Raw genomic sequence first — 24,310 nt, 5'->3', positions numbered from 1 at the left:
TTTCAGTCCCCGGCCACCGACGCCAGAATCGGACCGACCGGGAACACGCTCTCCCAAAGCAACTGATCGCCGGCGACCCGACCCAGCAGCGCCACGATTCCGGATCGGGAGCAGAAATGCAGATGGCTGATTGTGTAGCCGGGGTGGCTCACGCTCCCCCAATACTCGCGCCCGACGAACAGGGTCGCCTCGTCGATCTGCCGCGGATCGCCGCGTACCGCGCCATCATCCTCGTAGTCGACGACCCAGAGCGTGCCATCGGGCACGACCAATATCGGGCAGATGAAGGTGTTGCAGACTCCGCTCTCGCTATCCGCGTGATGCTCGGTAGCGTCGAACACCAGGTCGGCGGCCGAAGCCAGTGCCTGGCTCCACTTGTCGAACACCTGCCCATCGCCCGATACAAACTGGCCCTTGTCATTCCGGCCGATCTGGGTCGTGGCCTTGCCAACGAACTCACCCGCCCGGTATAGCGAATCCTCGTTGCGGAGGCTGGCGGTCCGCGCGTTAGCGTCCAGCCCAGGGACCCGGAACGGACCGCTGGCGTCATCGTCGTCATGTGACCATATGAGCTGATGGTAGCTCTCCTCCGGAATGCGGCGGATCCGTGAGATCAACAGCGGGAACGACGGACTCAGGCTCTTGCACTCGATTGCCAAGTCGATGCGGTTATCGCCGTGAGCGCGGAAAACTCGCAGATCGTACTGCCGCGGTTTCTTCGTTACCGGATCCTCATAGTTGCCGCCGTGCGTCACTTCAAGCCCCAACAGCTTCGTCTGGTGGTAGATGGCCAATTCCAAAGCGAAATCGTCCTGGGTTGCCAAGAACTCACGTATGTCGGCGACCCCAATGGGGGTCTCACTCTTCCTCGCCATGATCTGCTCCAGATTTCAACAAGCCCTCAATCATTGCCACAGACGCGATTCCTCCGTGCTCGATGAAAGCCGTTGCCTCGCAGGCAATCCATCCTCTCTGAGCGGATTGCGTTTTAGGACACCCTGCCAAGCCTCCTGTACAAAAGCATCCTGCGCCATTCAATACTATTCGACGCTAACCAGTGCGGCCAACCATTGCTCAGCTCGTGGTCGTTATGGAAGGCCCGCCGTTTGGTCCTCCATCAGGGCGTAAATCTTGATTCGGACGTCCGCTTCAGAGCGAAAAGCGCTCTCCTTATCGCCGATAAACATCCTGAATCCACGACTCTGCCCAATGTCCATTCTTGGCCAGAAGCGGACAGACACCGCTCTTGCTTTTACCGCGACGTACAGCCTGAGTAACCAAAGCAAGAATCGGGCTTGCCTTGAGCGACTGCTAGTCATTGGCCCAGGCGCGGTCAAACTCAGGCTCGGTCATTGCCAGATCTACTCCAAAACTAAGTTTGAATTGATAGGCGAACTTCCTATGTCGGTCGCTGAGCGACCTTCCTCGCAGATGCTTGTTGGACAGGATGAAGCTCCTTAGAGCAGAAGACTCCATATCCGATTGCGGGATAGTTTGACATAAGAGATCGTCGTACTTCTCCATAACGACTCTGCAAAGATTGAGCAAAGAGAAAGCCTCTTGCGCACTACTCACAGAGAAATCTTGACTGGTGAATGATAAGCCAGGAAGCTTGGTTGGCTGCCCACCCCAATATGCGGCAAGCATGCTACCGTAGTTCTTTGTCAGTTCCTTGAGCGACTGATTCGGATCATGATTAGCGTGGGCGATATGGTTACGACGCAGCCTCAGGTAAGCGAATGACTTTGTGAGGGCGGCAGGTGGCGGAGCCCCCCAGTGTGTCAGCTTCTCAGAGAGCTGCTCCTCTTGCTTTTTATGCGTGATAGCGTCATGGATGGTTGGGACAACCTCTGATCGTAGCGACTGAATTTCGTCGCTGTACGAAAGCAGGCACTCGGTCGCAAAGACTAGCGCAACGCCGCCCAGCGTTTCCATCGCTGACTTCTGAAAGTCCGGCAAGCTCTTGTTGCGAATGTTGATCCTAGGAGAGAAAGAGTTCTCCGGGAATGACTCGGTTACGAACCGATCAGGATGTTCAGCTACTGCTTGATTTATTGCAGGTCCAGCTTGCTGGGCCGCAAAGAAATGAAAACAGAGCTGATCGTTAACTTTAGCCAGTGTGGCTTTGTATCCTCTCAGGCCTGCTGTTTGCACAAATCCCCCGATCAATGTCTAACCGCCTGCTAGACGGCCGCGATGCCCCGGCACATGCCCAATCCAGGTGAGGTTTCCCCTTTTTCCTTCTCGATCTTATGGCAGCTGGATCCGGCCAACAAGCATGGTGTCGCCGGCTGCGGTGCACGTGTGTCTCCAATGTCCGCCTTCGGCCAGAAGCGGACATAGTCTCGCCCGCCTTTGGCTGCAGAAGAAGGGGGGTCGGGGTTCGCGCCAGCAGCAGTTGGGCAGAGCCCGGCATATGGTTGGTCGAACATCGGGGATCAAGCCATTCTCGGCCCTTGCCGCATCTGCTCGTCCCGTTGCTGCTGGTCCTGGGTCTGCGTTTGCACCAACTCCTGCACACGATCCTGTTGCTGCGACGCCCGGCTCTGGTTGGCGGCTGCATACTGCTGCTCGGGCGTAGCCGCCAATGCCTCCTGCGTCGGCATATGCGCCCGGTTTGCCGCAGGGTCCGGCGACGCCCCTGGCCCGGATCGCATCACGAACAGGGTGCTTCCGGCGGCGCGTGTTTCGGTCGCTTCACTCAACGCCACGCCCACCTTGTCGCCGGGATTGAACCCGGCTTCGGCCGCCATCCGGTAAGCGCTCGCCAGCAGGCGATCACTGCTGTCGTCCCACGGCTTGTTGTGCTTTTCATCTAGCCTGGCCACAGATGAGCGCAACTGCTCCACCAACCCGGTGTCTTCCGGGCGCGGAGCCATGCCGTGGCGACGATCAACTTCGCCCTTGTCCTGCGTGGCAGGTGCAGTGCCATGCGGCACAGGCGCGACTGGTGCGGGCTCAGGTGTGCTGGGGGAAGTGGGCGACACCTTGGCTGGCGGCTGCGCCTCTGGAGCAGTTGCGTGGCGGGCGTGCGCCTGTTCAATCTCTTCCCGCGTTGTTACGGATTTGATCTCCATCCGCTCGTCATCCTTGCCTGCCAAGGTGACCAACGAGCCATCCTTCTGCACTTGCAGGGAATATGGTATGCGCTCGCTCATATCGCGTGCATGATCTTGAGTCACCGCGTCCACGGCGGCGTCAATCTCTTCGGGCGTGCGGGAAATGCCGGCGGCGCGGTAGCCTAAAATCACTTGGTCGCGCAGGCCCAACTCGGTTGGGGTGGGATTGTCGTGGGCAATCTGGGCCATGGTGCGGAGTTCCTGCAAGCCCGCTTCCTGGCTTTGGCGAGTGAGGTCCAGCTCTTTCTGCACGTCTAGCTCTGCCGTGTTGGTGCCATAGAGCGTGCCGGGGGTGGTCCATTTGCCATCGCCGCCCAGCGTGTATTCGTGACCGTCCGAGGCCATCAGTGGCAGTTGCTGGGTCTGAGCGTTGGTGATCACCTCGGGTACGGGTTCAATGTTGGCGAAGTCGCGCCAGCCGTACTGCTCATACGCTACCTGGTAGCGGGCGGCGAGTGCTTCGGGCGTGTTGGCGGCGTTCTGGGCAATGATGCGCAATGATTCCGCTTCCAACTGCACCGACTTCTCCGGGCTTATCGCCACTGAGCGATCGACCGGAACGCGTCCATCAATCACCTCATGGATGGAAAGACTCCATTCGCCATTCTGCGGGTTGCGCACGTAGTGGCGGCTCGTTTCAAACGGCTCCGGCGGCGGAGTGCGGTCCCCACTGGCATCGATGCGAAACGGTTTTTGGGGCTCAGGCAGGTTGGCCAACCCCAGCGAATAGGCGTCGTTGGCCGATTTGTAGTTCAGTTCGTCTACCAGCCTTCCGCCGGCGACCATCTGCAATTCCCGGAAGCCACCCTCGGGCGTGGGCGCAGTCACCGTGCGGGTCCACGGGCTGCCAGGCTTTTCCGGGTCGCGGCTCCACTCGTTGCCGCTGCGGTCTACCTGGGTGTAGACGGTCTTCTTGTCTTGCTGCTGCGCCCAGTATTCCCCTGCAAACCCACCGACCACACCGCCCACCACGCCGGTCACCAAAGCACCTGGGCCGGTCTCCGAGCCGGCAATCAGTCCGTACACAAAACCTGCGCTGACGCCACCGGCAATGCCGCCGGCGGTACGTCCCACGAAGTGGGTGGTAGCCGAGTCCGCGCCAGCCTGGTTGCCCTGCGAGCGCAACTCAACCACGCGGTGGCCGGTTACTGCAAAATCCAACGCCACCGCGGCCACACCAGCGGTGGTGAGCATGCCGGCACCGCTGATGCGTCCGCGCGCGGCCAAGGCCGCCGCCTCGCTGGCAGCGCCTTCGGTTACACCGCCCCGGCCTGCACTGCCGGCTAGTTCCGATACGCTGGAGCTGGGTCTTCCAATATGATTGGCTACTTCCGAAGCGCTGGCACCATGGCCGGAGGTGGACGTAGGTCGCGTGATGACCAAAGGCTTTTCAAGAGTGAAGGCGCTGCGAACGTTCGCCGCAGTTTGTTCCGTGAGACGCAGGCGGCCGGCCTGATTGGCCTCTTCAATCGCGGCGCCAAATGATTCATGCCCACCCCAGCGTGGACTAAGCGCGGGAGAGTTGGTCCTTTTTAGTTCTTCCAGCGCCAGATTGACGTTAGCCTCGGACTGGGTCACAGCGCGCCAGCGCAGCTCGTCTGGCCTCATGGCCTTGAATTCGTTGATCTGTTCGGTATGTGCGTGCTCATAGCCATCAACGTCACCGAAGAATATGCGATTCTTGGCGTTGGCCACATCTTTGGACATGCCCTCTGGCAAGTTTGTGAACAGGTCACCGTTCACCAGACCGGCCCGCAGGGTACGCTCGAGGTTCGCTATCCGAGCACCCATGCGCTCGGCGGCAGCAGCCTGTTGTTCGGGTGTTCCCAGTTTGCCAAGCGTGGCCTTTCCGTCGGGAGTTGCCTCCAGGTCTTTAAGCAACGTGGAAAGTTCTTTGGAGTAGCTGTCCAGCGGACCGCCACCATGAGGTGAAATGCCCATTTTTGCGGCCAGTTCGTCGTTGACCGGCAAATTCAGGATATTGCCTTCATCGTGCAGGTGGAAAAGACCGCGCTTGTCCAGCTCCTGAAGCAGCCGGCTGTCCTTGTACGCGACCTGCTCGAATATATGGTGTCCACGGAAACGCGGTTTATCAGACATCGGTCAACTCCCGCTCAGAAGTCCATTTCAGGGGATGGCTGGCTTACAGCGCTGAAGCATCCTGCAGTCGTATACCGTCCAACGCCGCGTGGCTGAGGGCGTCGAACATCACTCGGTCGCAAATGGGGTCGAACCCACTATTGGGCTGGCGGAAAATGTGCGCGCCGCCTACAACTTCTTTCTTGAACACCAGCGAAGCACCACCGACAATGCTGTAGAACTGCACGTCTTGGTCGGTGATGAAGTCGTGCTCAACCTTGACCTTCACGCGGGAGGCCGAAGCGTCAAGCGCATCCAGCTCGCGAATGACATCGCACAGGTAGTACTGCGGTCCGGGAGTTCCATCGGCCAACGTGAAGTCACACGCAGCAAACGCAAAGCCTTGCGCGTCCACTGCATCGAAGACATCTTTCAACGCCTGCGAAACAATCCAGATGCTGGCGTAGACCTCGAAATCACGCGGCAACCCGCCTTCGGCCGGCACATGTACCAAGTGAGGGCGTTCGGGGTACTGGGCAGGGTCGCCGTTGGGTGGATCGACCGTGTGCATACCCGGCCGACAGAGCGCCGCTTCGTTGGCAAACTGCAGGCCGTGCCCGATGCCATCATTCCAGCGGCTGGGTTCCAGAAAGTAGAACTCGCCCTGGTGGGAATCCGTGTCAACCGAAACGGGGATGGCAGTCTGTTCGTTCATGGGCTTCCATCATGGATGCGGGGGTAGAACAGCACGTTGGGTCAGGCTGATCGTAGCTTGAGAAAGTATCGCGGACAAGGTCGATCGTGCATAGCCGGCGTACCCGCCAGAGCCTCAGTTACCTGCAAGAGCGACTCATTGCTTCTCGTCGCCTTGATGCTTCGCGCCCGGATTTGATACTTGACCAGCATCATCTGAGAGCACCAGCGGCCGAAGCCCACCACGCAGGCCTCGATCAACCTGTAGAACGATCCGCTGGCCCGGCGTCAATAAGCGGAGTCCTAGATACTCAGGCAGGTCTTTGCGAGAGTGGCGTTGAAAGCCCAGTACCTGAACTCGCGCGTCGTTGTCCAGTGTCAACAATGCCATCAGGCATGGCTGCCGCTTTGACCACACTAAGCCATCCAACTTTCCCGTGAAGTACCCTTCTCCCAGGAATTCTAAAGCGTCGCTGCGATAAGAGATTGGTTCTAGCCCAGCATCGAGGGCAGCAGCGTAAGACATTTCATTCATGGCGACTAAAATCCTCTCCTCGAACTTTGACCGTGTTACTTACCGAATTAAGGAACTGGCGCGATGCCCGACCTGGGGGAGGCTACTCTTCTCTACCCCTGATAATGCCCCCTATTTCCTGTCCTTTTGCCAGGGCTCTCCGTATGGAATAACGTCTAATTGACCTATGCTGCAGCGGCGCAGAATGCATGCAATTCCATGCGCGCGACAAAAACGCCCTCATTTCCTTCGAAAATCTTAACGAGTACCCAGCTGATACGGTGTAGTCCTATTGATAACCGTGTCCTTGCTTCACATGCTGGGTCCATCGTATTCCTGTTCGTGCTCGGCAGCTCGCTCGTGGCCGCGGGCATGTGAATTTTCATGCTCCTTGGAGTGTCCAAGTAGCGCCTCCAATGACGGTGCCGCAAGAATCTGATAGCCACTGTTGGACGCGCAAACAGTTAGCCAGGTCGCACTGTACACGCCAGATCTTCCGCCCTCGGTCTTACGAAAGACCCGGATGGCTTCTAAATAGCTCAGAAGCGCAGGGCCATCAACTCCCCAGGCCGGCTGCTTGCCAGGCAAGGATGGCTTGGCTAGGTGCTTTACCGCCTCACCGGCCGGAAGCGCAACTACGTTTTCCATATCGTTGTAAGCCTGCAAATAGCGCGCGAGTGATAGCTTGACCTCACTGTCTCCATGATCGCCAAAGCAGACGAAGTGACTTTTGCAGGAGGTATTTATAAGCTCCGGTCTCTCATTGATCCATTTACCGAAGTCGGCACGCCATTTGTTGCGTTCGCTGCGCAGATCACTACGTCGACGCTTGAACTCAATGGCAAGGCAGCGTGCTCCTCCGACGATTAAGTCGCCTAAGCAGCTGTCTAGCGGGGTTTGTTGAAACAGGTTAACCGGCACGGATTGCTGGTTTCGACCTGCTTCATATCCTAGCGCATAGATAAACGCGCCGAGCAGTTGGTTCTCGTAGGGAATCGCAGCCATGACCTAAGTATTTGGTGGCAACAGTTATTTATTAGCGATGATAATCAGAACAACTTTACATGGCATCATTTTCGGCATCCCAGCTCTGCCGTGGAGCTTCTTGAGGATTTGCTACCACGCCAGCCTCTAACATGGCTTCGGATACTGCGACTGGATCTGGAGCTAGTGAATGGACCTGCCTTGGAATCTGATGCTTCCGATGCAATCCGTCAAAGAAAGTATCTTCAATTGTGTTCTCATCATTTCCTTGCAATGGATACAAGCTTACAGCGGCGAAGTCTTGAGGCTGAGTCACAATTTGACTAAACCGCGGTTGACCCGCTCAGCTCGCTGTTAGATACATAGCGCAACCGCGTGCCACTACTTGGCAAAGGGCCCGGTTGCCGTCTCTCCCACCACACCGGCATCGAGCCGGTCTCGGCTGTCTGCTCCACCTCTGTCAACTCGCGCGTCTCTCAACACGCACGGCCCTTGTCCGTGCTTGCTGGGTTCGTGCGGCCTGCCCAAACACATGGAGAAGTGCACTATGCGATTCCAGATCTTCCTCGCAGTCTTCCTGTTCACCACCGCCGGCGCAACAGCGCAGGCTCAGGTCGTCACGCTCAACAAGGGCGGCTTCCTCCTGACCTACGACTGCACAGAGCACACCGCCACGCGCTACGAATACTTGCTCAACCCGGACACTGGCTCCGCGGCGCGTCCGTCTGATTTCAAGCTTGATACGACGCTTCCTAGCGGCTGTGGCGGTCAGACGTCGACGAAGTCATACGCCAGCGTGCGCTCGGGCTACGATCGTGGTCACCTAGTCACGTCCAACCACATGGACTACAACTCGACCTACATCGTTCGCGCGAACCTGATGTCCAACATCGTGCCGCAAGTGTCGGGCTTCAACCAGGGGATCTGGGTGCAGGCGGAGAACGTCGCCGAGTGCTACCGAGACATCAAGCCGGTGAAGGTCTACGGTGGCGTGGTCTTCGGCGACACGTCGAACGACTACTTCCTGTCGAGCCACGGCATCCGCACGCCGGAATACTTCTGGAAGACCATCATCACTATGGACCCGAGCACGGGCGCCGAGAAGGCTATTAGCTGGATCATTCCGAACCAAACTGGCTTGGGCAGCCTCGACGACTACATCGTGTCGATCGCCGACCTGGAAGAACTCATCGGCGCTAGCAATGTTGGCATCACCACATCTTCTGCAGTCAAGAACATGCTACCGGCGACGACGTGGAAGCTGCCGAGCAACTGCGATCTGAGCTGAGCACGCACCCGATCCGCAACGCGTTTTTTGAAAAGCCCTAGGTCACCACCTGGGGCTTTCTCTTTGCTGGCAAGGGATAGACTACGAGGAGAGTCCCGCTCAATGGGAGCGTCCGCTCAACTTGTCGCGTCGCCCTCGAGCACGGGCAGCGGCTGGCCCGCGGCGGAGCCTATCGGCAGGCGGGATTCCGCACCCGGGGTCACCACTATCACAGTGATGACCTCATCTTGGAGAGAGTTGATCTGGACAAATTTCAACCCCGCTTTCTCGAAGACGTATGTCTTGAACAGCGGCGACAGGCTGACGTTTTCCTTGCCGGGGGGAATGCGTTCTCCCATGCCCTCGATGACGTCGGCCGGGTTCAATGCCGGCTGCTGCGCTGCCTTGGCGAGCGGGGACAACCCGGCGGCCATCATGGCCACCCCAATCACTATCGTTGAGAGGGATTTCATCGTTCGTTCCTTGAGGATGCGGCCTGATAGACGCTACTGCTGGGCTGAGGATGCCGCAAGCGCAGCCCAGAGGCTGGGAAAAACCGTCTACGGGATTGGACAAATGCATCCGTGAAGTCGAGCCGCGGCCCTACTCGCCCTGGCCGATATCAGGCCCCAGCCCAGCCGGGCAAAAAGCAAAGGCCCCGCGTGCGGGGCCCTTGATCGTCGGCGCTTGAGTGGAGGTTGTTGCCTCCGTCCCCCAACCATGGTGGGTGAAGTGGCCTAGACGATGGGATCACATTGCCATGAGAAAGGCGGACCTGTGATCAGTTGAAGGCTGAGCGCAACATCAGAAGAATCCTACACCCAAGCGCACGCAACATTATTTTTCTGATGAGCAAGCCCGGAGATGAAGAATTCCGCGAATCAAGTTCAATTGCCAGCGATCGCCCATCGAATTACGAGGCGCTGATTTGCCCGTCGCTGATCAGCTCAGGGCAGCCCTAAGACCACACCTCCTCGGATATCCCACCTACATCCAGATTGCCGATCAGCCGGGATACTTAGGGAACTTCTCATTCGGGTGACTGACCTTCCAGTGCTTATAAGCCACCGTGCCTTCCCACGCCTTGAATGCTAAAGGAGTGCGTCCGCGGCCCGACCAGGTCTCCTGAGTATGGGGCAGCCAATACTTGGGGGTAACTTCCTTCTTGGTGTGGGTAGTGGCAGCCTTGCCGCTACGGCCAAGGCTCCTAGCGCCGATGGCGATGGCCAGTTCGGCCTTTTGTTTCGGCGTGAAATAGTCGCTGTATTGGGACAGCAGACCTACAATTTCGGCTGCAGCGTAGGCGGCCTGTTCTTGGCGGAGCGCTACTTCTTGTTCCTCAAGCTTACGAAGCTCTTCTCGGATTTTAGATTTAGCGCTGAAGATGGTTGCAAGAGGTAGTTTTGTCATTAGTAATTTAATCCGCCAGCAACTCTAATGGGCTTAATAAGCCTTACCGGGGGTTTTCTTTACAGGCTTACCCTCGAATTCCGCTTTCCCAGCATTTGCACAGTCGTCTCTCCTTTGCGCGTTGCTAAGGTCTTGGCCGCAATCCACGACCACCCTGCTCCGCTCCTCCGGATGGGCTTTGTAATAGTCCACATCTTGTGTAGGTCTGCTGCAGCCAACCGTGACCCCTAGCTCCAAAATTGTGGCCACACTGAAGATGATTGCGCCTAATTTCATGGATCCCCCTGTGAGATTGCGTATCCGGTCACGTTTTTTCCAGCTCTGCACCCTCTATCCTACAGATAGAGACTGCACGAGAGGAAGAGGTTTGTTCATGCTCATGAGACATCCCGCAACCCTGTTGTCTACGTGTCCCAAGAGCTGCTGTCTGTCCGCGCCATTTTTGCTGCCCGCCTCAAGCAGGCACGGCAGCTGCGTGGCCTAAGCCAGAGAGCCTTGGGTGATCGTATGGGTCTGGGCAAGGAGAAGGGTTCCTCCCGAATAAACCGTTACGAGCGTCAGGTCACAGCAGTTGGATTCGACAACCTCGATAAACTGGCCGAAATCCTAGGCGTGCCTCCAGCATATCTCTTAGCGAGTACCCCAGAAATGGCTGATGCCATTCTGGCAATCGGCGCTTTGTCGCCAGATCAACAATCAAAGTTGGCGAAATGCTTACACAAGGTGTCAGAAGGTGTAGAGCTAAATATCACACTCGCTGAGTGGATTAGTTCGCCAGGCCACGAGAAATAAAAGCTGCTTGGCGTTAGCGTTGACCCGTGAGATCAAGGCTGCCACAGAAAACTAAGCTTGATTTTTATCATCAAACACGTTCACTGAGTCGAGAGATTCGCTCAGTGCTTTTTGCAGCGCATTGATCAGCGCTTTCACTCCCTCTGGACCCAGTTCAACCTCAACGTTTCCTGTAACGTGATCATCTTCGAGTTCATTGCATGGGTCCTCGCCTTCTTTAAGTTCAGTATCCGGGTTGATAGACCAGACCTCTAGATTCACGCACCTTGCATGGATGTTTGAAATTTCGACGTAGCCCTGGCGATATTTGATCACATTAGTCATCAATCTAAATTTCACATCATTGTCCTCTGCTTATTTTAAGCTGAAAAAATCGCGAAGCGGATCCATTTATCTTCTCCGCACCGCCTCACTATTACGTAACACCGGAGATAGAGTTGCTCGCCCGCCGTGCACCCACTGCTGTTTGGGCTAGCGGCGGTAAGAGTCACCTACGCCGACCCCGACTCGCCATAAGGACACCCCCGAGCGTCGCCCCTACGCTTGGTCCCGCGCCTGAGCGCAGTCGGCGTTCAAGCCATCTCCACGCCGCAGTGGGCCAATCGGGAAGCGATTGTGAGGATGGGTCTCTCAAAGCAGTCCAGGCACGGTACGCTCCGAGCAAAGCAGCCGCCCTGTCGAGAGGGCCGAGTGCACCGATCCGGGAGGGCCCGAGCGGACGGTAAGAGCTTTGGGCTCTTGGCAGTTGCCACCCCATCCCTTCAATGACCCATGCGAACTCAGCGCTAGCGATTTTTGAAAAACCTGGGTCCCAGTTTCGTCCGGACGCCAAAACTAGGTCGCGGCGAAGCCGAGCATCCTGTCGCTCAATTGTTCCTTTCCGCCATTGCTGCAGCCATTCGTATAAGTCCTGGATCTCTTGGTTCGCAGTAACTGGCATGGGTTCGTCGGTAGGGAAGTAACACAAAAGCAACTGATGCCGGCTACAAGCGATAGTTCGTGCGTCGAGCCAGTCCACCAAAACCGGATACCTAATTCCCTTGTCCACTGGGAGTACGCATCTTGGGCATGCCATCTGTCTCCAGGTGCTCTCGATGCGCCAAGCTACTGGTATGAGCTCTATGCGGTCCAACTCCGTAGGGAGCTTACCCCACGCACTGCCATCGGACCGTCGCTCAGGTTCGCTGGGTGAGAAACCACACCACTCTTTCCATTCAGACGGAGCAAGGCCCAGCTTCTGTCTTGTAGCTTCGAGCCACGAAAAGACGCTCTCACCTGGAAACGGAACGGCTGCGTCAGGCAGATCTTCAACCCTCATTGCCCTTGCCTTCTTCGCCTAAGCCAGCTTTCCAGCACTCGTCGAGCAATTCGATCGTGATACGTCCCTGCCCCCTAGAATGCGCCATCCGGGCGGCACCGATCACCACCTCAAGGAGCCTGAACGTAACGCAGCAGTCATGAGCGGTGAGCCAGCGAATAACAGTCTTGCTGTCGAGGTTTGAGGGGCTCGGCAGGTTCAACTCAGCTTCAATACCGGCAAGAAACTGCCTGAACTCCATTGACTCAACCCAGACCGGTAGCTCGACCTTCTTGAAGCGTGAGGCGAGCTGCTCGTCCGCGGCTAGCACATTGACCATGTTCCTGGTTGTCGCAATGCAGACCGTGATGCCCAAGTTACATATGGACTTGATCAACGCCAAAGTGTATTGCTGGCCGGCCTTGCCCGCATTGAGGATGTGCCCAGCTTCATCGATCAGCAACTGCTTAACCCCCGAAGCATGAAGGACATCAGCGACCTGCTCATGAATATTCTGGGACTTACGGATCGGGTATCCAGGCAGACATGCATTGATGATGGACCGGCACATCTTCATGCAATTGCCGTCATAGGGCGCCTCAATTAAGATTGCTTCCCGGTATCTCGATCCGCTCGTCTCTCGCGCCGCTGAAACCTGCGACATATAGTGATTTAGAAGTCTGCTCTTGCCGCTTCCGGCTGCGGCGACAATATGAAGACATACAGGGCGGCTGCGCTTGTACTCACCAGCGCGCAGCCGGCTCAATATCTTTAGTATGTTTATAGAGGGCGAACTCAGTACAAATGGCAGGTCACCGTCTAGATATGGAACCGCAACCGCCGACTCGGGAGCATTGGCGTTCTTCATTCCACTTCTCCCAGGCTTGCCCGAATGGGTTCCACTGGTGTCGTGTAGTCGACCTCGCCGTGGTTATGCTGCCCTTGCCTAGGCTCTGGCAACCTAGCCACCTTCCGGCGTGCCCTCTTAGAGCTACTTGCCGCGCCGAGTAAGATGCTGCGTTGCAATTCCATCGCCTCGAAGAGTTCGCTCTCTGATGAAGCCCTTCGCCCCTCATTTTTAAGGTGCGCACGGATATCCCGAAGCTCCCATAGAGAGAAGGGTTCCCTTGAGCGATCCAGTAGCGGCACATCCAGGTAATCGCCGCCAGCATACAGATAGACCTTGCTGAGGTCTCGTTGGCTGAAGTGGACTCTATGCTCGATTCCATCGTTGATAAACGGCGTAAGGGCTGGGTCCCAGTAGTGCAGCGAGTGCAGCTGGATCCCTGTCCGCCCAATCTTTCTTCCCGTGGCAGGAAGAAACCCAAGAGTGAAGTCTCGAGGGTTCCCAATAATTGGAGGAAACCTAGTCACTCCCTGAGCGCTTGTCCACGACTGTTCCCAAACCTGGGCTGGTGTACGGCCAGCCAAACCCCTGTGCGGGCTGTTGTGATACACGCCAGCAATCTCCAACGCAAGCCATTGCTCCAGCTCGGCAAATGTGAGAATTGCTTTCTTCTCCGATTGATAGTCCCCTCGTTGCTTTGAGTTCGAGAACGTTGTGCCTGGCAGCAAGTGCACAGCACCCATCATCGTCCCGATGTAGCGCTCGATGTAAGCGCCATAGTGCGGGCGGCGAACCGGCCTAGGGCGCACTTCGATTCCGTATCGTTCGCATTGTGCGAGCAGCGACTTTGTCTTGAATGTCTTCGCGTTATCCCAGGCAATCCGTGACATCTTCCCGAACATCGGATAGGTGACCTTTTCCCTTAGTCCTAAGGAGTGAAGCCATTTCTCCTTGGGTAAACAGCTATGTTCAAGGGTGAGAGCCACTGACGTTTGATCGGGCGGGTCGAAGCTCATGTAGTAGCCAACAACACAACGAGTAAAAACGTCGATGGCCAGCGTGATCCACGGACGGCCGATGACTTGCCTGGTCAACGGGCTCACCACCATCAAATCAACTAACGCGTGGTCGATCTGCACAACTTCGAGTGGATAGCTCGTTTCAAGTCCCCGGATGGAGGGGGATTGCTTTGCGTAGGCCTCGTGGGATCCTTGCCGCTTGACGGCCACTTGGAGCGGATCACGCGCTTTGATCCGCGCACGAACAGCCGCGTAGCTTGGTGTGGGCACATTGGCTTGTTGGGCAAGTTGAGCGCATCTACGAACCACCGCCGAAACAGTGCTGCCTTCGCGCACCAAATAGACCTCATCGATAGCTGAAGCAATCAAGCTCTCTGCTAAAGGCGACAAAAGTCTCGCGTTAGGTGTCGGGCCAGGCATGCTGGGCAACTGAGATGCAGGTAGCGGGTTGTCGCAATGCAGCTTCCAACGACGGCGCACCGTTTTGGTCGAAACGCCGAACTTGGCAGCCAAGCTTTGGCAAGTCGGCGCAAGTAGCTTGGAACCCTGCTCTTTGACCGCCCGGCCAAGGGCACGCGTCCATTCGCGTGCAGCTGCTTCCTGATCAGGATCGTTTTGGGACACGTGCCTGATCTTGCCTTTGACGGCGAGATGCTCGTACGCAGAAAGTTCACCGATCCCAACCCATTGAAACTCGGCAGCACCTTCGGTTTTCACGTGGATCTTGTCCGGGGCTACGCAGTTAAGAATTCGTGAAAGTTTTCCCCCGCACATCACCAATTCACCCGGCCTTACGACCAGATCCCTGACTGGGCGCGAGGCCCTCATGTTCAAGCTCATCGTTGGGTCCTCAGACCCGACGCAATAGACGCCCGCTCTCCCTGTTGACAGGGAAAGGAAAGTATGAAAGGCTAGACCCAATCGGCGGATTATCCGGTTGTTCAGAAAGGTCAGGGCGCCCACCCTGACCTTTCGTCGTTCTAGCCACAGGCATCCGAGTGCGTCAGGCCATAGTTCGCGTCTCCGCCGATTGACAGTCACCGCAGCATGCGGCGCCGCAGAATTAGCACGCGGAGAAGCGTCGTGCAATCGCAACGCATTGAATAGAAAAGGTATTTATAGTCTTTAGACTATCGTTTTGTCGTGCTCGCCGGGGCGCATCCGAGCTAGTGCCGGACTGCGCGCGTTACTCTCGATGGCTCAAGCACCCCGCCCTGCTCGCGACCGCGTCCAGAAGGTGACATTTCTCTTTAGATCGTGTCCTTGGGAACTGCCAACGAGGCTCGTCCGTGAGCTTCTCTGGCGAAGTCCTTAAGCATCAACGACTTGGTGTCAGACACGAACCAAAGCAATCCACACTGTGGCTTACCTCTTGTCAGTTTCTTTAGTTCGTGTCCTTTTCGCTTGGATCGTGTGCCTGCTTGATTTAAAAGGATTTTTCTCTCTCCAAGGACACGATCCAGCTGTGCAAAGCGGCGCATCACCGGGGTGTCTTATAGGGTCTCTTCCATCGCCGGATCGCTCAACGCGTACCGCTGCTGCAGGAAGTGGATTCGCAGCATTGTCGCCGGCGGATAGAGCTGCCGTCCCGGCCGACCCAGAGTCGGATAATGCGGCTCGATCAGCGCCAGCAGCGCCTTCCATGGCACCACCTGCTCCATCTCTTTCAGGAACAGCTCGCGTCGCGTGCGCTTGCGCAGGTTGGCGGCCTTTGTTCAGAACTTCCCTAACAGATCACACTCAAACCCTGCAGTCACGGATGGGCACCTCGAGCAATGAGGTAGTCCCGAATCGCTGATCCCTTGGCCTGATTGAGTGGGGATCGACGCACGCCCAGCTCGCTGTTGACGGCGAGGTTCACATTTGCGCCCCGACTGACCAGTGCCTTGACGTTCTCGAGACTGCCACTTCGTGCGGCGTTGATCAGTGGTGTTTCATCGCCGAGCGCAATGGCATTGACGTCGCTGCCAGCCGCGATGAGGTGTTCGATCAGCGCGGCGTTATCAGCCGTGGCTGCTGCCGCCATCAGCGGGTTGCCATCGCCGCGTACGGCAAGCTTTACATCGGCACCAAGCAGTAGCAACTCTTTGGCCATGTCAAGATTGCGCGTCCGGGCCGCGACAATGAGAGCGGATCCTTCATGCTCGACTACGGCATTGACATTGACGCCCGAAAGAACCAGCTCGCGGACGCTGTTCTCGTCACCAGCGCGTACCGCAGCGAGTAGAAGCAGCGCGCTCGTATCGTCGCGCGCAGCGGCCCTCGTCGTTGCCGCCGTGCCCTGCGGCTGCGCGCTTACGACGAGGGCCGCCAGCGCCGAGGCCAACACCCCGGCGGTCACGATACGTCCGATCCAGACACCTTTTCTTGAAGTTTTCATCGGCAACTCCTGGGTTTGGCAATTGAGCGAGTAAGTGCTGACGCCTGCGATCAAGGGCTGTCTGACTTGAGCGCCTGCAGCAGGGCCTGTTTTTCTTCCGGGGTCTTGGCGTTTCGGTAAAGGGACAGCAGTGCTCCGCCATCGCCGTCTGCCATTTGGAGGGCCGCAATCGTCTCGGCGCGCAGCGGTGCCGAGCGGGCAACCATCGGATACAGCGCAAGCAGCTGCTTGTGCCCGCCAGCGACACCGAGCGCCTTGATGGCGTCGCGTCGAACCTCAAGATTGCTGTCGCCCGAAGCGATGCGCGCCAATGCATCAGCGTCTCCCGCCACGCCAAGTGCCTGAATCGCCGCACGGCGTACCGGAACCGCGGCATTCTCCCGTGCCGCTGCTTCCAATGCTGGCCCTGCACCTGCAACTCCCAACGCCTTCAGCACGCGTTGCTGCATGACCGGGTCCGTACTCGTGGCATACAACTGCTGCAATTGTGCGGTGGCGCCGGACACGCCTAGAAAGTGCACGGCCGCGCCGGCCAATGCGGGGTCTTTACCGCCGGCCACCTTAGTGAGTTGCTGCACTGCCTTGGGATCGTCGATTTGGCCGAGCACGAAAAGCGCCCGTCGACGATCTTGCTCGGAGCCACCGGCCTGCAACCGCTGGACAAGCTTCGCCACGGCCTGGTCTGCAGGCAGATTCAGCAAGCCCAGCAGCGCCTCTTCGTCGCGCTCGCCTCCCTGCAACCGTCTGGCCTGAGCAATCCAGGGACTGCCCGGGTATTCCACGTGCAGACGCCGCAGTAACGGCTGGGCTTCCACGCCGCGTCCCGCCTGCCTCAGCGCGTAGGCCTGCCAGTACAGGGTCGCATCCGCGCCGCTGCGGCCATCAAGCTTGCGTTCGAGCGCGGCGAACTGCCGCACCGCCAGATCCCAGTCGCCCTCGCTGAGCGCTTGATGGGCCTTTCGATACAGAGCCTTCTCATCGTTCGAGTAAGCATCCTGGTCGATGGACGATGGCTGATCCGCTGACAGGGCTGCCATCGAGGCGGTGCCTGTACCAATGACCATTGCCAATGCGAAAAAAACAGGAAGTTTTGAATGTCTCATGGCTTCACCTCGATTCAAACACGCCGGCGTTCCGTCGCCTTGAGACCGGCCTCGACGGCACGGACCTGGAACAGCAAATCGGCATTGCGTACCACGTCCCGCATGCCGTTCTGATCCAGTTGGATGCCCGCGTCGGGCGTTTGGTTAGCCAATTCGAGCAATACCGGTTCGAGCGAGCTCAGGAAGACGGCCAATCCCCGATCGCCGCTGCGCGCCGCTGCCGCAGCAAGAAGCCTGTTGTCGTCCAGCAATACCTGGGCTTCGCCAGCGCTTCCAACGATGAAGAGCGCTCCGTCGCCGTTGAGCACTTCCACCAGCATTGCCTCGGTCCGACGGAGGTGAGACGCCATCGCGTCGTCGATGATCCGATTGGGTGTGGCGGAGATGGCAGTCGTCGTCGGGAGGCCGGGTTGTCGCGCAGGAGAGGTCGCCACTAAACGCTCCGGGGCGAGCATGGGCCGAACCACCAAGCCGATGGACAGCGCCAGGACGGCCGCCGCCGCCGCTCGCATCCAGCGTCGCCGCCGCCGCGGGGCCGGCATGCGCAGTTGCACCAGGTGCTCCCTGCCCGCCTCTGCCCGCAGGCGCGGCTGGAGCTGCTGCCAGAGACGTTCTTCATAGCCTTGGTCCGGCTCGGGCACGAGCACGTCGTCTGCCGCGGCAAGCAATCGCTTCAGCGTGGCCAGACGCGTACGCACGGACGCGTCGTCCGCCAATGCGACCTCGATCTCCCGAAGCCGCGATGCCGACAATCCATCGCGGTAGTGAAACAGCACAAGTTCGTCGTCGCTGACAACATGTTTCATGGTCACCTCACCGATTCCAAAGCGCCGCGCAACTTGCGCACGGCGCGAAAAATCGCCTGTTTGCATTGCCCGATGTTCATCGACAGGGTTTGTGCGATCTCGTGCAACCCCTGGCCTTCGCAGTGCCTGAGCACGAAGGCGGCGCGCTCGTTGGCGCTCAGCGCCGCCATCTGGGCGCCAATACGATCGGCAAGTTGCGCACTTGCCGCGTGATCCTCTGGTCCGGGAAGCTCGTCGACCAACGAGGACAGATAGTCGGGGCCGTCATCGTCGACGTCCTTCCAGAGGCGACTGACTTCGTGCTGGTGACGGACATTGCGGCGAAGTTGTTCCAATGCCGCGTTGACCGCGATCCGATGCAGCCAAGTCGGGAAGGCGGCGCGCTCGTCGAAGCTGCCCAAGTGTCGCCAGACGTTGTAGAACGTCTCCTGCACTGCATCGTCCGCCATTGCGGCGTCGCGGGTGATGCGCAGACACAGGCTGCGAACTTTGCGAGCATGCGCATCGAGCAGCCGACGGAATGCCTGCTGGTCACCGCGCCTCGCCAGCGCTAGCCATTGAAGTTCAGCATCGTCCATGGAAGTGGGATGTGTCTGCAGGCCCGCCGGTTAGCCAGGATCCATGGGAAATTGTGAGACTTCCATCAATCCTGTGGCGTTCAACTCAAAACCGGTACCTGACCTTGGCGAGCAATTGATCGGCATCGCGCAACCGCAGTGCTTCGTCGAGCAGGTCCAGGTCACCCACTCCGTCCCGCTCCTGACGTGTTGCTCCTCCACGTGAGTACGCCAGGAACAGATCCGATTGTGGACCCAGAAGATAGCGGTAGCGTAGTTGGAAACCGAAGTTGTTGACATCGAAGTTCGACAGGGACTCGCTAGCAGCCAACATGCGGCCATCGTCCGCCAGGACATAACGTTGGCCGTCCTTGGCGCGTACGGCCAACCATTCGAGTTTGAGGCGAAGCTCGTGGCGCATGCCCGGGAACCAGTTCATGTTGATGCTCAGGAAATCGACCCGGCGGGCGTAGCGACCGAAGTTGCGCTGGCCCTCCCAGATCAGCCAGTCATTGCCCCACTCCGGACCTAGTTCAAGCTCGGCATTGAACAGATCGCTCGGGTACCAGCTGGCGATGAGCGTCAGCACCTTGGACGGACGCGCGGACAGCCCGCGCCCGATCAGGTCGCCGGCACCGAAGAACGCCCAGTCGCCATAGCGTGGCGTGGTCCATTCGACGGTGGCCTTGTAGCGCCTGGACTTCTTCCACAGTCCATTGCCACGAGAAATGAGGTCGTCGGCACCTGGCGAGATTACGGACGTCTCAAGCACCAGTCGGTTGCCCGAGCGGAAATTCAGCGCGTTGGTCAGGATCAGGTACGTGGGCAGGTCGTCACCGGAATCGTTGCTGCGCGCCTGCACTTCCACTGCGGTTCGCACACTGCTCAATCGCGACGCGGCGTCCGGACTGCGATGGACATACTCACCCGTCGCCTCGACTTCGTTCAGGCTACTGCGCCGCTGGTAACCCAGGTCGTTGAAGTTGAGATCCCGACCGAAATGCGTTGCCTCCAGCTCATAGCTCCAGCGGCTGGAGGGAATCCAGTTGACACGTGTCCATGCACCGCTGTCGTGGGTCGATGTGCGGGCTTGGTCGGTGAAGCTGCCCAGCACCTGGGCGTTGACGATCAGGCGCTCGTTCGGACGCCAACTGATATCTACTGCCTGCACTTGCGCCGAACGGTTCAGGTAGGGTCGCTCGGTCTGGGTCCCGAGCCACCCGAGATTCAGAGTACGGCTGGCTGGGTACTGCAGTCGAGCCACGTAGAAGTCGCGTCCGGCCACTCCGTCTTCGGTCGCCACCATGAGCCCGTAGCCAAGCGCGCCTGCCGACCCGATGAGCTTGAGCGCCGCATCGATATCGCTCGCCCCCGATCCGTCATCGGCGTCGCCACCGATGCGGCGCGTATGTACCAAGCGGCCTTCATCGGGTGTGCGCAGGTCGAAGATGCCCTGGTTCTCGGTGAAGAAAGGGCGCTTGTCGCTGTAGAACGTTTCGATCGCGTCAAAATTGACCACCAGATCGTCCGATTCCACCTGTCCGAAATCCGGATTGAGGGTAGCGCTCAACTGGAAGTCGGGCGAAGGCTTCCAGAACAGGTCGATACCGGCCTCGTAACGGATGGCGCCGTTGATGAAATCATGTCGAGCGGTTGCGTATGGCCAGTAATGGAAAAGCGATTTGCGATACTGTGCGATCTCCACTGGCTCGAACCCGGACAGGAACCGGCTGCGCTCTGCCGAGACGCTGGGGAAGGCCTGGCGCTCCCTGGTACTTCCCAGCGAGCGTCCGAAGTACACGGCCACCTTGCGCGTGGGCTGTTCCACGCCGCGCATGGACGCCACTGACCAAGGGATCAGCATCTCCGCCTGCCATCCCTGCTCTCCCTCGCTCACTGCCCAAGTCCAGTCGGTGTCCCAGTCGAGATTTATTTCCCGCTCGTTGGTCACTACGCCATCCTGGATCGAGCCGGACAACCCGACCGTGAAGCTGTAGGCTGTGCGCCCATCGCCATCGAAATCGATGATGAAGTTCACCCGATCCGATTCTCGACGCTGGTCGCGCTCCAGTCGCGGCTTGACCCGGGCGACTCCCGGCCTCTGCTCGACCAAAAAGGCCACTGCGATGCCGTCAGGCGTAGACAACAGCCGAGCCTGGGTGCCCAGGCCGGGCTCGGGGGCGGTCAAACGGTACGGGTCGGTGACCTTGAAGTCGTCGAATCGTAGCGCCTCAGACCATTCCGGTTCATCGACCCGCCCATCCAGCTTGATCGCCCCGGATGCCGGGGCGCTGTGACACGCCAGCCCCCCTGCCAGCAGCAGGGAAAGCCACACCATACGCAGTTGCAGACCCATTGGCACCCGTCCTTGATCCTCAAACACTCCTGTCGTTAGATGCCCCACCGGACGAAAAGTCATCTGGCAACATCGCATTTCCTGCGCGACAGGCCTAAAGATCCGCCACGCAACAAGCGCGAACAGAAGCCGCAGGCGCTTTTCCTTCAGGCGTCATCTTCTGCATACAGGCGGTTGGCGGACTCGGTCCATTGCGGCACAAAGCCCGGCGTTGTGTAGGCGAAGTTGATGGCGGTCCGTAACGCATCCACCCTCAACGGAGCCACACGATGCGCGGTGGTGTCGGTCTTGAGGAGATAAGCATCGGTGGCCTTGAGCGGCAAGCGGATGGGGTTGATGTCCAGGTCCGACAGCGCGCCATTCGGGCACATCTCCGCATACCCGCCGCCCTCTTCTCCAGGCGATTCCATGATGAGCACGAACGACAACGGATAGTCGTCGTAGTGCGCACCGAAGGTATCCGAAGAGCGTCGGAGCTGGTTGATCACGTATCTGTCGATATCGTCGTCGAGCGGCAAAACCCGCTCGCCGACCACATCTGAAAGGAAATCCAGCAACGTCGGAGAGTTGTACAACTCAGGGATTATCGTGGACATCCGCTCAATCGTGTGTCCGTTGACGACATTCATGCGCCGCGGGGAGTTCTCCATGCATTCCATGAGGAAGTCGCGCCGGCGCGAATGCTCCAGAAGACGATCGACTTCTGCCTTCAGCGTCGGAAAGAAGGCATCGCTGACGAAGCCGGGAAACGGGACGTGATGCAGATTCTGGTAGTGCAACCTGAGGTTGCCGGCGACGGCGTTCCCAGGTTGGTAGAGATCTTGTCGGAACATGAGGCTGCCTCAGCCGAGAGCGGAAAGGCGTCGGTCCGACCGGACCGACGATTGGATCAATCGAAGTAGGACTCCAAACCGCCACGACGGCGCACATCCAGCGTGCAGCAATGGAATCCACCGCCGAAGCGGTTGAAATTGATCAGTGAGTAGGGAATCGGTTCGAAGCCCCATGCCTCGAACTGCCGCAGCAAGGGCTCCTCGCTGGCCTCCACGAAGATGCGCTTCTCGTCCAGCATGAAGGTGTTGGCCACAATCCAGTTGCTGCACATGGAGAATTCGCGAGTGATGTCGATGGTGGGCGGCGGCGGGACCAGCTTCTCCCAGGTATCAAACATTTTGGGCAATTGGTGGATGCGTTCGGGGTTGATGAGCACCTTGCCCGGTGCCAGCGGTGTAAAAGTGGCGTCGATGTGCATCGGGTGGGTGTCTACGACGTCAAGCGTATGGACCCGATACTCCGGTCCCAGGTGCCGCTGCAGCCAGGCAATCCCCATCTCATTGGTGACATTGCTCTTCTGCGCAAAGATGTCGCGCCCACACCGGGCGAAGTCGGCCGCATCGAAGACCGGCTCGAACTCCGTGATGGCATACATCATCTCGTCCATGGACTCCGGGCTCTTGAAGTCCTGCACGTAGAGATCGTCCAGCAGCTCCGGCTTGGGCGCGGCCGTCCAGCGCGCCCCCTTGCGGAAATATCCCTTGAGCACCTCGCGAAATGCATTGGGTTCGAAGTAGCGGTTCCGCCATGCCATCGGCGCTTCGATGATGTCGTTTCCCACGACCAGGAACGTGTCGCGGGGCATCGCGGAGTACAGGCTCCCCTTGGCCTTCCAGTCGGGCGTGGCGAACGGTCGGCTCTGGCGGATCGCCGCCGGCCGCTGCACGGTGACGCCGGCCTCGCCGAGAAGCTTTACAAAGCCCTCAAGCTCTTCGCGCGCCTTGTCCAGCATATCCTGCGGGAATCGCTCTCCGCCCTTGCGACGGAACATGTCCCAGGCAACTTCCGGCATCGTCGATTCCAAGGTGACGTGCCACTCCGGCACGACCGCGTCGTCGATGCGTCCGACCACCACTTCTTCCAGTGGGTCCCATTCGTTGTAGGAGTTGACCACGCCGTAGTCCACGGTCGGCGCTGTGCTGAAAAAATGATTCAGTTCATCCATTACACACGTCTCCATTTCAAGTCAGAAGTTCGGGTCGCCGTCTGGGCCTCCCCGGCCGTCATATCCCCTCCGCTCGCTGCGGACGATCACGTCTCCGACAGGTACGCCAAGGTCTTGCGCTCTCCTTTGAACGACTCGCGACCGTGCATCATCAGCACGTTGTCGATCATCAGCAGATCGTTGCGCTGCCAATCGAACAGCAGCTTGTTCTCATTCATCACCCTGCGGATCTCCGCCAGCACCGGTTCTTCGATGGGCGTCCCGTCGCCGTACTCGCACTCGTGCGGCAACCGCCCCTTTCCAAGCGCCTGCTCGAACATGGTGCGAATCGCCGGATTGAGTGCGGACGGATGCCATTGCTCCGCCTGGTTGAACCACACTTGTTCGCCCGTGCCAGGGTGAGTGGCAAAGGGCTCGCACAGCGTGGAGACACGCAGTGCATCGCTCCCACTCCAGTGGCACACCGATCCCTGGTCGGCGGCGATCTGCTCCACTTGCTGGCGATCGTTGGACTGATATGTCGCCTGCCAGCTCTTTCCAAGCGGGATCTCGCTTTGGAAGTTGCGGATGTAACTGAGTTTGCGCGTCCCTAAGCGATCGCGGATGTCGTCGCGCAGCGATCGCAATACGTCGCCGCTGTTGGCAAGCGAGGTTTGTCCACCGGATGCCGCTGGAGTCAGGCAGTAGAAGAAAAGCCGGCTCGGCCAACGCGGCAGGTAGGACATCTCATTGTGCATCGAGATGATTTCGCTCGCTGGATAGTCCGTCGACGTATAGACGTCGACCGCGACCTGGCTGCGTGGCGTGTTTCCGCCTATGTACTCGAACGGGCGTGCGCCGAGTGCCTCGGCGCCCTGACGAAACCCTTCGGCGCCGTCCAGGGCGAATCCGCGGAACAGGATGCCGCCGTGTTGCACAAGCCATTTCTGCAACTGTTCCTGGTGGCTGTGGATATAGTCTTGCAGTGCCGCGACGCTGGCATCGCCATCCGGCGTGATGACGATGGGATGGTGGGCGGCGGAGAACAACGGACGTACGTGCATTGCAGTTCCTTCTAATGATGCGCTTGCATCGAATGGTGCATTGGG

22 protein-coding genes and 1 pseudogene are annotated in these 24,310 nt (G+C 58.6%); 2 read left to right on the top strand and 21 right to left on the bottom strand.

Annotated elements, in window-relative coordinates; translation table 11 throughout:
* Nucleotides 1–2: 2 nt before the first annotated feature.
* The 6 genes from AC1PLR_RS10665 to AC1PLR_RS10640 form a co-directional block, all read right to left on the bottom strand.
* Nucleotides 3–875, bottom strand: coding sequence for a hypothetical protein (locus tag AC1PLR_RS10665; protein WP_481100963.1), 873 nt, complete (start codon nucleotides 873–875; stop codon nucleotides 3–5).
* A 436-nt stretch (nucleotides 876–1,311) separates the two neighbouring features.
* A complete protein-coding gene (locus AC1PLR_RS10660) occupies nucleotides 1,312–2,169 on the bottom strand; it encodes a hypothetical protein (RefSeq protein ID WP_481103505.1) in 858 nt (285 codons plus the stop codon).
* 269 nt (nucleotides 2,170–2,438) lie between these two features.
* Entirely contained in the window at nucleotides 2,439–5,219 is a 2,781-nt protein-coding gene (locus AC1PLR_RS10655; protein ID WP_481103504.1) for an XVIPCD domain-containing protein, read from the bottom strand.
* Between the two features lie 43 nt (nucleotides 5,220–5,262).
* Nucleotides 5,263–5,913 (bottom strand): imm11 family protein, encoded by a 651-nt coding sequence (locus AC1PLR_RS10650; RefSeq protein ID WP_481103503.1) that lies wholly within the window; start codon nucleotides 5,911–5,913, stop codon nucleotides 5,263–5,265.
* A 135-nt stretch (nucleotides 5,914–6,048) separates the two neighbouring features.
* On the bottom strand, nucleotides 6,049–6,426 hold the full coding sequence (locus tag AC1PLR_RS10645; protein WP_481103502.1) for a hypothetical protein: 378 nt from the start codon (nucleotides 6,424–6,426) through the stop codon (nucleotides 6,049–6,051).
* A gap of 291 nt (nucleotides 6,427–6,717) precedes the next feature.
* Nucleotides 6,718–7,410 carry a hypothetical protein gene (locus AC1PLR_RS10640; protein WP_481103501.1) on the bottom strand — a complete coding sequence of 231 codons (693 nt, stop codon included), beginning with the start codon at nucleotides 7,408–7,410 and terminating at the stop codon, nucleotides 6,718–6,720.
* Between the two features lie 526 nt (nucleotides 7,411–7,936).
* On the opposite strand from AC1PLR_RS10640, the gene AC1PLR_RS10635 reads away from it, so the two are divergent.
* Entirely contained in the window at nucleotides 7,937–8,677 is a 741-nt protein-coding gene (locus AC1PLR_RS10635) for a DNA/RNA non-specific endonuclease (RefSeq protein WP_481103500.1), read from the top strand.
* A gap of 116 nt (nucleotides 8,678–8,793) precedes the next feature.
* Here the strand turns inward: AC1PLR_RS10635 and AC1PLR_RS10630 are convergent, their stop codons facing one another.
* From AC1PLR_RS10630 to AC1PLR_RS10620, 3 genes are all read right to left on the bottom strand, one after another.
* Entirely contained in the window at nucleotides 8,794–9,129 is a 336-nt protein-coding gene (locus tag AC1PLR_RS10630) for a hypothetical protein (protein WP_481103499.1), read from the bottom strand.
* A gap of 532 nt (nucleotides 9,130–9,661) precedes the next feature.
* On the bottom strand, nucleotides 9,662–10,066 hold the full coding sequence (locus tag AC1PLR_RS10625; RefSeq protein WP_481103498.1) for an H-NS histone family protein: 405 nt from the start codon (nucleotides 10,064–10,066) through the stop codon (nucleotides 9,662–9,664).
* 33 nt (nucleotides 10,067–10,099) lie between these two features.
* On the bottom strand, nucleotides 10,100–10,342 hold the full coding sequence (locus AC1PLR_RS10620) for an EexN family lipoprotein (protein WP_481103576.1): 243 nt from the start codon (nucleotides 10,340–10,342) through the stop codon (nucleotides 10,100–10,102).
* 132 nt (nucleotides 10,343–10,474) lie between these two features.
* Between AC1PLR_RS10620 and AC1PLR_RS10615 the strand changes: the two genes are divergently transcribed.
* Entirely contained in the window at nucleotides 10,475–10,858 is a 384-nt protein-coding gene (locus AC1PLR_RS10615) for a helix-turn-helix domain-containing protein (protein WP_481103497.1), read from the top strand.
* A gap of 51 nt (nucleotides 10,859–10,909) precedes the next feature.
* On the opposite strand, the gene AC1PLR_RS10610 is transcribed toward AC1PLR_RS10615, so the two are convergent.
* The 12 genes and pseudogenes from AC1PLR_RS10610 to AC1PLR_RS10555 all read right to left on the bottom strand — a co-directional run bounded on the left by AC1PLR_RS10610 (nucleotide 10,910) and on the right by AC1PLR_RS10555 (nucleotide 24,265).
* Nucleotides 10,910–11,182 carry a hypothetical protein gene (locus tag AC1PLR_RS10610; RefSeq protein WP_481103496.1) on the bottom strand — a complete coding sequence of 91 codons (273 nt, stop codon included), beginning with the start codon at nucleotides 11,180–11,182 and terminating at the stop codon, nucleotides 10,910–10,912.
* Nucleotides 11,183–12,165: 983 nt separating this feature from the next.
* A complete protein-coding gene (locus AC1PLR_RS10605; RefSeq protein WP_481103495.1) occupies nucleotides 12,166–13,023 on the bottom strand; it encodes a TniB family NTP-binding protein in 858 nt (285 codons plus the stop codon).
* Nucleotides 13,020–14,738 carry a transposase gene (locus AC1PLR_RS10600; protein ID WP_481103494.1) on the bottom strand — a complete coding sequence of 573 codons (1,719 nt, stop codon included), beginning with the start codon at nucleotides 14,736–14,738 and terminating at the stop codon, nucleotides 13,020–13,022. Before AC1PLR_RS10600 ends, AC1PLR_RS10605 begins: the two co-directional genes overlap by 4 nt.
* A gap of 779 nt (nucleotides 14,739–15,517) precedes the next feature.
* A pseudogene (locus AC1PLR_RS10595) lies at nucleotides 15,518–15,721 on the bottom strand (transposase); the annotation flags it as partial.
* Nucleotides 15,722–15,774: 53 nt separating this feature from the next.
* Entirely contained in the window at nucleotides 15,775–16,401 is a 627-nt protein-coding gene (locus AC1PLR_RS10590; protein ID WP_481103493.1) for an ankyrin repeat domain-containing protein, read from the bottom strand.
* 50 nt (nucleotides 16,402–16,451) lie between these two features.
* Nucleotides 16,452–17,504 (bottom strand): HEAT repeat domain-containing protein, encoded by a 1,053-nt coding sequence (locus tag AC1PLR_RS10585; protein ID WP_481103492.1) that lies wholly within the window; start codon nucleotides 17,502–17,504, stop codon nucleotides 16,452–16,454.
* Nucleotides 17,505–17,518: 14 nt separating this feature from the next.
* Nucleotides 17,519–18,310: a hypothetical protein gene (locus AC1PLR_RS10580; RefSeq protein WP_481103491.1), complete on the bottom strand. Its 792-nt coding sequence runs from the start codon at nucleotides 18,308–18,310 to the stop codon at nucleotides 17,519–17,521.
* A 2-nt stretch (nucleotides 18,311–18,312) separates the two neighbouring features.
* Entirely contained in the window at nucleotides 18,313–18,888 is a 576-nt protein-coding gene (locus AC1PLR_RS10575; protein WP_481103490.1) for an RNA polymerase sigma factor, read from the bottom strand.
* 85 nt (nucleotides 18,889–18,973) lie between these two features.
* On the bottom strand, nucleotides 18,974–21,223 hold the full coding sequence (locus AC1PLR_RS10570; protein ID WP_481103489.1) for a DUF5916 domain-containing protein: 2,250 nt from the start codon (nucleotides 21,221–21,223) through the stop codon (nucleotides 18,974–18,976).
* 146 nt (nucleotides 21,224–21,369) lie between these two features.
* Nucleotides 21,370–22,056 (bottom strand): HalD/BesD family halogenase, encoded by a 687-nt coding sequence (locus AC1PLR_RS10565; protein WP_481103488.1) that lies wholly within the window; start codon nucleotides 22,054–22,056, stop codon nucleotides 21,370–21,372.
* Between the two features lie 56 nt (nucleotides 22,057–22,112).
* Nucleotides 22,113–23,222, bottom strand: coding sequence for a hypothetical protein (locus AC1PLR_RS10560; protein ID WP_481103487.1), 1,110 nt, complete (start codon nucleotides 23,220–23,222; stop codon nucleotides 22,113–22,115).
* An 86-nt stretch (nucleotides 23,223–23,308) separates the two neighbouring features.
* Complete coding sequence (locus AC1PLR_RS10555) at nucleotides 23,309–24,265, bottom strand: TauD/TfdA family dioxygenase (RefSeq protein WP_481103486.1); 957 nt, start codon at nucleotides 24,263–24,265, stop codon at nucleotides 23,309–23,311.
* Nucleotides 24,266–24,310 lie beyond the last annotated feature (45 nt).

It is taken from the genome of Xanthomonas sp. NCPPB 3570, assembly GCF_056725115.1.
The sequence above is the reverse complement of the archived record's forward strand: the minus strand, read 5'-3'. Positions and strand labels throughout refer to the sequence as shown.

What these genes read in the sequence shown, in the direction of transcription:
- AC1PLR_RS10620 (WP_481103576.1), bottom strand. Translation starts at nt 10,342, where the DNA reads ATGAAATTAGGCGCAATCATCTTCAGTGTGGCCACAATTTTGGAGCTA.
- AC1PLR_RS10655 (WP_481103504.1), bottom strand. Translation starts at nt 5,219, where the DNA reads ATGTCTGATAAACCGCGTTTCCGTGGACACCATATATTCGAGCAGGTC.
- AC1PLR_RS10625 (WP_481103498.1), bottom strand. Translation starts at nt 10,066, where the DNA reads ATGACAAAACTACCTCTTGCAACCATCTTCAGCGCTAAATCTAAAATC.
- AC1PLR_RS10635 (WP_481103500.1), top strand. Translation starts at nt 7,937, where the DNA reads ATGCGATTCCAGATCTTCCTCGCAGTCTTCCTGTTCACCACCGCCGGC.
- AC1PLR_RS10645 (WP_481103502.1), bottom strand. Translation starts at nt 6,426, where the DNA reads ATGAATGAAATGTCTTACGCTGCTGCCCTCGATGCTGGGCTAGAACCA.
- AC1PLR_RS10640 (WP_481103501.1), bottom strand. Translation starts at nt 7,410, where the DNA reads ATGGCTGCGATTCCCTACGAGAACCAACTGCTCGGCGCGTTTATCTAT.
- AC1PLR_RS10605 (WP_481103495.1), bottom strand. Translation starts at nt 13,023, where the DNA reads ATGAAGAACGCCAATGCTCCCGAGTCGGCGGTTGCGGTTCCATATCTA.
- AC1PLR_RS10585 (WP_481103492.1), bottom strand. Translation starts at nt 17,504, where the DNA reads ATGAGACATTCAAAACTTCCTGTTTTTTTCGCATTGGCAATGGTCATT.
- AC1PLR_RS10580 (WP_481103491.1), bottom strand. Translation starts at nt 18,310, where the DNA reads ATGAAACATGTTGTCAGCGACGACGAACTTGTGCTGTTTCACTACCGC.
- AC1PLR_RS10610 (WP_481103496.1), bottom strand. Translation starts at nt 11,182, where the DNA reads ATGACTAATGTGATCAAATATCGCCAGGGCTACGTCGAAATTTCAAAC.
- AC1PLR_RS10555 (WP_481103486.1), bottom strand. Translation starts at nt 24,265, where the DNA reads ATGCACGTACGTCCGTTGTTCTCCGCCGCCCACCATCCCATCGTCATC.
- AC1PLR_RS10560 (WP_481103487.1), bottom strand. Translation starts at nt 23,222, where the DNA reads ATGGATGAACTGAATCATTTTTTCAGCACAGCGCCGACCGTGGACTAC.
- AC1PLR_RS10575 (WP_481103490.1), bottom strand. Translation starts at nt 18,888, where the DNA reads ATGGACGATGCTGAACTTCAATGGCTAGCGCTGGCGAGGCGCGGTGAC.
- AC1PLR_RS10590 (WP_481103493.1), bottom strand. Translation starts at nt 16,401, where the DNA reads ATGAAAACTTCAAGAAAAGGTGTCTGGATCGGACGTATCGTGACCGCC.
- AC1PLR_RS10570 (WP_481103489.1), bottom strand. Translation starts at nt 21,223, where the DNA reads ATGGGTCTGCAACTGCGTATGGTGTGGCTTTCCCTGCTGCTGGCAGGG.
- AC1PLR_RS10630 (WP_481103499.1), bottom strand. Translation starts at nt 9,129, where the DNA reads ATGAAATCCCTCTCAACGATAGTGATTGGGGTGGCCATGATGGCCGCC.
- AC1PLR_RS10565 (WP_481103488.1), bottom strand. Translation starts at nt 22,056, where the DNA reads ATGTTCCGACAAGATCTCTACCAACCTGGGAACGCCGTCGCCGGCAAC.
- AC1PLR_RS10650 (WP_481103503.1), bottom strand. Translation starts at nt 5,913, where the DNA reads ATGAACGAACAGACTGCCATCCCCGTTTCGGTTGACACGGATTCCCAC.
- AC1PLR_RS10665 (WP_481100963.1), bottom strand. Translation starts at nt 875, where the DNA reads ATGGCGAGGAAGAGTGAGACCCCCATTGGGGTCGCCGACATACGTGAG.